This window comes from Brachybacterium sp. SW0106-09, assembly GCF_001293905.1.
GTDB lineage: Bacteria > Actinomycetota > Actinomycetes > Actinomycetales > Dermabacteraceae > Brachybacterium > Brachybacterium conglomeratum.
Map to the genome: position 1 here is coordinate 19,672 of NZ_BCAK01000034.1, position 7,854 is coordinate 27,525.

2 protein-coding genes are annotated in these 7,854 nt (G+C 70.2%); both read right to left on the reverse strand.

What is annotated here, in order from left to right:
- Nucleotides 1–5 precede the first annotated feature (5 nt).
- Nucleotides 6–6,182: an Ig-like domain-containing protein gene (locus Y09_RS13170; protein ID WP_053918135.1), complete on the reverse strand. Its 6,177-nt coding sequence runs from the start codon at nt 6,180–6,182 to the stop codon at nt 6–8.
- Nucleotides 6,183–6,441: 259 nt separating this feature from the next.
- Complete coding sequence (locus Y09_RS13175; protein ID WP_053918136.1) at nt 6,442–7,449, reverse strand: polyprenyl synthetase family protein; 1,008 nt, start codon at nt 7,447–7,449, stop codon at nt 6,442–6,444.
- Nucleotides 7,450–7,854: the final 405 nt, after the last annotated feature.

The following is a 7,854-nucleotide window of genomic DNA, read 5'->3' on the forward strand; positions in this document are numbered from 1 at the left end:
TCAGTTCAGCCGTACGAGTGGACACCGGCGGACTTCCCGTTGACGAACACCTCGAACTTGTTGTCGGGGTAGCCGTACAGGAAGTTGTAGCGGGCGCCGGAGGAGGAGTAGTTGCCGCTAGGGTCGGCCGTGATCCGGATCTTGGTGGAGCCGTTGACCGTCCACGGACCCCCGGCAAAGGTCGGCGACGGATGCGTGGTGATGGACAGGTCGTAGGACTGGTGTGGCTCGAGATCCGAGAGCCGGATGTCGACCTGCTTGCAGTACGGCCCGTCGCAGACGTTGTTGTTCTGCATCGCTCCCCACTTGACTCCGGACTTGGGGCTCGGAGGGGTGTAGGTCTGTGCGCCCTGGGTCTTGCCGACGGTGCCGCTGACGAGGCCCTTGCTGTTCTTGACGCGGGCCTCGATCTTGACGAAGCCCTTGGACTTCACCTGGTAGGTCTTGGAGAAGGAGGTCCCCGAGTCCTGCCAGCTGCCGCCGTTGATGCGGACCTGGAGCGTCTTGCCTCCGGCTCCGCCGTCGCCGCCGCCCGCGCTGGCCTTCACCGTGACGGGGCAGGTGCTCCCGTCGGTGCACTTGCCGTTGGAGCCGCTGACCGACGGCTTGTCCGGCTTCGTGTACGGCTTCACGGAATTGGACTCCGCGGACGTCTCGCTGACGCCGCCGTCCTTAGCAAAACCGTTTCGAGCTTCGACGGTGAACCGGTAGGACTTCGTCGGATCCAGGCTGTCGAATCGGACGCTCCGCTTCGACGCGTCGACCGTCCTGGTCTGACCTCCGCCCTTGACGACGTACTGCGTGACGGTGGTGCCGTTCCCGTCGGCCGCTTCCCAGGAGACGTCCACCCGCCCGTTGGGACCGTCTCCGGTGTTCGGGTCCGGCAGGGACGCCTTCACCCCGGTGGGCGCCTCGGGCTTCGCCCACGGGACGACCTCGTTCGACGCCTTCGAGGAGCCGGAGCCGGTGCCGACGGAGTTCACGCCGGTGATGGTGAAGGTGTGCTTGCTGTCACGGTCGAGGTCCCGGAAGGACGCCTTGGTGGTCCCGCCGTCGACGGTCTGGCTCGCGCCGGAGGAGGACTTCACGACGTACTGCGTGATCGGCTCGCCGTTCGCCTCGGCATCCGTCATCGCCGGCCACGTCACGTCCACCGCACCGCCGAGCGCGGTGTTGACCCGCTCGGCCGACGGGGTGCCGCTGGGGGCCTTGGGCTTGCCGGCCGGGTGCTCCGCCGAGGACCACTCCGACCACTCCGAGGGCTCGTCGGCCAGGTTCGAGGCCCGCACCCTGAATCGGTAGTCGACGCCGTTGGTGAGCCCCGAGAACACCGTCTGGGTGCTGCCACCCTCGACGGTCTGGGAGGAGATCCCCTGACCGCTGGTGTCCTGGACCTGCACCTCGTAGCTCTGGATCGCGGAGCCGCGGTTCTCCGGCGCGGACCAGCCCACGGTCAGCTGCTGATCGCCGCGCTCCGCCCGCGGGGCGGCCGGCTTCTCCGGGCGCACATCGGGGCGGGCCACGGCCGAGGGCACCGACGGGTCGGAGTCGCCGACGTCGTTGGTCGCCACGACCTGGAAGGTGTACTCCGTGTCGTTGGTCAGCCCGGTGATCGTGCAGGAGGTCGAGGCGCACTGCTGCGACACCGTCCCGCCGGTCGCCGCGGTGACCGTGTACCCGGTGATCGGGGCGCCGTTGTCGGCTCCCGCGTCGAAGTTCAGCTCGACGAACCCGTCGCCGATCTCCCCGATGCGCGGCGCGGAGGGCGGCGCCGGCTTGCCGCGCACCACGATCCGGATCTCGCCGGTGACGTGGCGGTCCGGGTCTCCGGTGTCGTCCTCGATCGTGTACTGCGCGGTGAGGATCCCGTGGAAGGTCTCTGCCGGGGTGATCGAGACCTTGTCGCCCTTGAGCTCGACGGTGCCCTCACCGGCGGTGAGGCCGGCGCTGAGCAGCTCCCGGTCCCCGCCGGGGAAGGGATTGGAGTCGTTCTCGAGCACTGCGATGTCCTTGGTGGTGCCCGCGTCGATCGTGTCCTCGTCCATCACGGTGGTGAGCAGGGGCCGCGGCGAGCCGCCGACGGTGACCTGCACGGAGGACTCCACCGGATCGTTCGTCCCGTCGGAGACGGTCACCGGCACCTCGAGGACCGTGCCCTTGGGCGCCTTCGGCGTCGCGGTCGCGGTGAAGACCGAGCCCTCGACCGACACGTCGATCTCCGGATTCTCGGTGAACTTCCCGAGGGCGAAGGTGAACGTGTCATCATCGGGGTCGTCCACGCCGGGCGCGAGGTCGAGCGTGGCCTGGCCCTCTCCCTGCGCGACCTCGAGCAGCGCGCCCTGGAAGGTCGGCGGGAGGTTCTCGTCCTCGGGCGCGACCTCGACCGGGATCGCGAGCGTCGCGGTGGCCGCGGTCGCGTCCCCCACCGCACCGTCCGTGACCTCGACGCTGATGGTGTCCTTGCCGGAGAAGTCCGCGGCAGGGCGGTAGCTCAGCGTCGTCTCGTTCTCGACGAGCTCGCCGCCGTCGCCGTGGCCTGCCGTCACGAGCGACGGGTCGGTGATCTGCACGCTCTCCGCGCCCGGACGCACCCGGACGTTCTGGGGATCGGCGAGGTCGATCTTCGCCTCGGCGCCGGCCTGCACCTTCACCGGCTCGCCCACCCAGACGGGGGCCTGCTTCGCGGTGCCGGGCACCCACACGTAGCCGGCCGAGGACTGGTCGTCCTGGTCGGTGATGATGTAGCGGATCCGCTGCTGCTCCTCCTGGGGCACGATCTTCAGCGTCCCGTCCTCGCGCAGGTCCACGCCCTCGTAGGAGCCGTCGAGCGCGACCTCGAGGTCGTTGGTGCTGCCGTCGGGATCGGAGTCGTTGGCGAGCACGTCGACCTCGACGTGGTCCTTCTTCGGATCCAGGACGTCCTCGACCGGCACGAAGTCGTCGACCGCGACCGGGGAGAGCAGCGGCGCGTTCGCGGCGACCTTGACGGTCGCGGTGGCGCTGGACTTCAGCTGCCCGTCGGTCGCCGAGTACAGCACCGTGTGGGTGCCCTCCTCGGCCGGGGTGGTGACGGTGACGAGGTTGTCCTCCGTGTCCTCCGGCGGCTCGACGTACTCGATGTCCGTCATCGCCTCCACGTCGCCGCGCACGATGCCGAGCGCGTCGCCCTCGGGGTCGGTGTCGTTGTCGAGCACCGGGATCTGCACCTCGCGGTCCGGGCGCACCTCGACGGTGTCGTCGACCGCGTAGGGGGCCTGGTTGCGGTCGGTGGGCGCGGCGATGCCGACGAGCACCTCCGCGGTGCCGATCGCGCCGTGGCGGTCCATCACCTGGTAGCGGAAGCGGTCCGTGCCGACCGAGTCCTCGTGCGGCACGTACTCGATCCACTCGCCGTTCGCGGTGGTGATCTCGCCGAGGGTGGGCATGGGGCTCGCCGCGCCGGTGAGCATCACGGAGTCGCCGTCGGGATCGATGCCGGTGGTCTGGACGGGGATCCGCACCGGGGTGCCCGCGACCGCGCGGGCGGTGAGGTTCTCCGGCCGCGGCGGGGTGTTCTCCGCGTCCCGCGGCACGATGGTGATGTAGGCGAGGGCGGAGCCGGTGCGGCCCGTCTCGTCGACCACCTCGTACTGCACGACGGCCTCGCCCGTCGCGTCGTCGTCGGCGCGGAAGCGCAGCATGTCCTGGTGCGGCTCGGTGTTGCCCAGCGCATCGGCGCGGGAGGTGTCGAGGTTCGTGCCGAGGTGGAGGTCGGAGCCCGTGGGCGAGACGTCGTTGGCGGTGACGTCGATGTTGACCATGTCCCCGGCGCGCACGACGGTGCGGTCCGGGACGGCCTCCGGGTTCGCGAACTGCGTGTCCGTGTTCACGACCATCATCCGGATGGTGCCCGTCGAGGTGCCGGCCGAGTTCGAGACCTCGTAGGTGATGGGGACCGGCTCGGAGGAGACGGTCGCGCCGGGCTCCGCCTCGACCCGCACCAGGTGGTGGTCGACGACGGTGGCCTTCAGGCCGCTGCCCTCGGGGACCTCGAGGGAGTTCGCGACCAGCACCCCGCCGGTGGGGTCCACGTCGTTCTCCAGCGGGTCCACGAGCGTGTCGGTGCCGGTGGTGACCGTTCCGAGGTCGTCGACGGCGACGGGCTGGAGGTTCTCCGCCTCCGGCTCGACCACGTCGATGCGCATCAGTCCCAGGGAGCTGGTGCTGCCGCCGCTCGCCCCGACCGTGTACTCCAGGTAGTGGGTGCCGGGCCCGGCGCTGGTGACGTCGACGCTCCCGGCGTCCAGGGCCGGATCGACCTCCAGCCCCTCGGACTCTCCGACGCTGATCAGCTCGAGCTCGCCGCCGTTGGGGTTGAGATCGTTGACCAGGGGCTTGAGCGTGGTGGTGCGTTCGGAGACGATGCTGACGTGGTCGGCGGTGGTGATCGGCGGGAGGTCGCTGTCGGTCACCGACTCGATCTGGATCGTCCCCTCCCCCGTCTCGCCGTTCTCGTCGCGGAAGGTGAGCTGGACCTGCTTCGTGCCCGGCGAGAGGCCGGCGTCGTTGAAGGTGATCTTCCCGTCGGGGGTGAAGGTGACGAGGTCCTCCGGCGGGACCGTGGCGTTGGAGAGGTAGAAGGCGTCGCCGTCGGGGTCTTCCCAATACGGCAGGATGTTGAAGCTGATCTCCTGGCCGGAGCGGACCTGGACCTTGGTCATCGTCTCTTCGGCGGCCTGCGGGGCGGAGTTCTCCCCCTCCTGGCGCACCTCGAGGGTGACGGTGGCGGTGTCCTTGCCGCCGCGACCGTCGTCGACGGCGTAGGTGAAGGTCTGGGTGCCGGAGGCGTCGTCGGCGACCTGGATCTGGAGCTGCGTGCCCCCCGTGATCGGGGTGACCTGCCCGGCGGCCGGCTGCTTCCCCTCCACATCGACGGTGAGCACGTCGCCGTCGGGGTCGACGTCGTTGCGCGTGACGGGGAGGACCACGTTCTGACCGGGCCTCACGCCGAAGGTGTCGTCGTTGGCCGTCGGGGGCCGGTTCTCCTCCTCGCGCTCGGCCGCGACGTTCTCGATCGTGGTGGTGAGGGTCTCCTTCTCCTTCTCCTTCGACTGATCGGTCTGGATGTCCTGGTTGATGACCCAGTCGTCGACCAGCTGCATCGAGTCCATGATCTCCCAGGACAGGCCGAACTTCTGGTCGTTGAGCACGACCAGGTCGCGGTTCTGCCGCAGGGAGAGGTCCGCTCCGGCCTTCGCCTCGGGGGTCACGTCCCTCACGGGCTCCTGGCCCTCGCAGGCGCGGACGTAGCGCAGGGACCCGCCCCAGGCGCCGTAGGCGCAGCCGTCGACCTGCGCCGGCTCGACGACCTCGGAGCCGGTGCCGCCGGCGGAGATCGACTCCGCCTTCCCTCCGTCGAGGGGGATCAGCAGCATCGTGTCGGCGGTGGACAGGACGACGTTCTCGGAGGCGGGGCCGGCCTGCTGGAGCTCGCCGACCTCGAGGGAGGAGATCCCGTAGTCCTCGAGCGGGTAGTCCTTCATCTCGGTGCCGAGGCGCAGCATGCGGTTCTCGCGGTCCATGATCACCGGCACGTCGCCGACGACGGTGAGCTCGACCTGCGCGGCGTCGCTCGAGACCCCGCCGGCGATGAACGGCTTGTCCGCCTTCGTGTCTCGGGTGGACGGTGTACGGGGGTAGCGCAGGAGCTCCTCGCCGTTGAGCACGTAGACGTCGCCGCTCATGGAGACGGCGACGGGCGGCGCGCCGTTGCCGGTCTCGAGGACCGGTTCGACGGAGGCGGGGCTGAACGCGGCGGCCTCGTCCGGCGAGAGGATCCAGACCCGGCCGTCGGGCGCGGCGATCACGACGCGGTCCCCGCCGATGCGGACGGTGGACTCGGGCGGCAGCTCGACCAGGCCCGCACGGGAGGCGGCCGCGGTGTTGATGGGGGTCATGCCGCGCGGACCCGTCTCGAAGACGTGGTAGCCGGACTGGATGATGTCGAGATCCTGGCCGGTGGAGGAGATGCGGGCGTCCAGCTCGCCGGCGTCGACGTTCAGACGGCCGATGAGGCCGCGGTCGCCGTTGCTGACCCAGACCCCGCCGTCCGAGACCTCGACCTCCGAGGAGGACAGGCCGTCGTAGTTCACGGCGAAGCCGGTGAGGACGAGCGCCACCACTGACAGGACGGCCGTGGACACGACCGTGGTGCGCCGACCGCGGCGCCTCTTCGGTCCAGCGGTGACTGACATGGTGGTACCCCCAGAAGACGTGCAGACTCCTCGCGCACGCCCGGCCCCGACCGGCTGCTCTCACAGAGGAGAAGACCCCCGCGGTCGATGTGATCGCGCACGACAACGGACAGAGTACCGGTCCCCCGCGCGACGTTCTACGCGCCCGGTCACGTTCCGTCCCCATGCAGGTCAGGCAGAGGGAACGGTCGCCGATCTCAGGAGGAGCTCACCGACGGCGCTCGACGAGCGTGCGGGTGAAGGTCTCCAGCGCCTCGCGGACGGGACCCTGCGGCAGCTCGCCGAGGATCTCGACGGCCTCGTCGGCGGTGCGCTGGGCGAGCCGACGCGTCTCCTCGAGCGCCTCGTCCTCGCGCAGCAGCGCCACGAGCTCACCCAGTGCCGTGTCGTCGCTGAGATCGCTGTCGAGCCTGCGCAGGATCTCGAGGCTGCGCGGGTCCTGCTGCTCGGCCGCCCGGCGACGGACGAGGAGGGTGGGCATGGTGGGCACGCCCTCACGCAGGTCGATCCCCGGGGTCTTCCCGCTCGTGGCGGCGTCGCTCTCGAGGTCCAGCACGTCGTCCGCCAGCTGGAAGGCGACCCCGACCTTCTCGCCATAGCGACGCATGACGTCGCCGGAGCCCTCAGGGGCGCCGGCGAGGGAGGCGCCGAGGTCGCCGGCGAGGGCGAGCAGCGACGCCGTCTTATCGGACAGGACGGAGATGTAGTGGGCGAAGGGGTCCTCCCCCTCGGCGGGTCCGACGGTCTCGTGCAGCTGGCCGAGGCAGAGCCTCTCGAAGGTCTCGGAGTGCATCCGCACGGCCGCGGGGCCGATGCGGGCGCTCAGCGCGCTCGCCCGGGCGAAGAGGAAGTCCCCGGTGAGGATCGCGACGTTGTTGCCCCACAGCGAGTGGGCGCTGTCGGTGCCGCGGCGGGTGGGCGCCGAGTCCATCACGTCGTCGTGGTAGAGGCTGGCCAGGTGGGTCAGCTCGACGAGGATCGCCGCCTCCTGCACGCCCTCGGCATCGACGTCCCCGAGGGATGCGGCCAGGAGCACGAGCATCGGGCGGACACGCTTGCCGCCGGCGTCCATGAGGTGGCGAGCGGTCCAGCGCATCATGTCGTCGGAGCTCGCGACGGATTCGCGCAGCCCGTGCTCGATGGTGCCCAGGCGCTCGACGATGCTCGTCGCGAGCTGATCATCGATGTCGGGCACACCCGGCAGCGTGGACGGCATGTCTCTCCTGGGGATCGGGCCGGTCCCGAGGAGCGGGGCCGGAGTGCGGACTGCGCTCCCGGACAGGAGCGACACGACAGCCGAGTCTACCGGGGAGGCACGGGCCCCGAGTCGTACGACGGTCCCGAGGTGACGGGCGGAACTGCGCACCACTCCGCCAATGGATGGATCTGCGAGCTCGCCCCCTGAACCGGACCATCCCGGCGCTCGGGACAGCTCAGCCCGACCCCTCTCCCGAGCCGGTGCCTCGCCTTCCGACCCCGCTTGTCATGGCCGGCTCCCGTTCTCGCGCCAAGACCAGGGACGCGTGTGGGCTCCCAGTTCCCGGGCATGAGAAAAGGGAGTGGAGGAGGCGAACACCCGAAAAGGGGTTCAAGCACTCCTCCACTCCCAGTGAAGATGTCC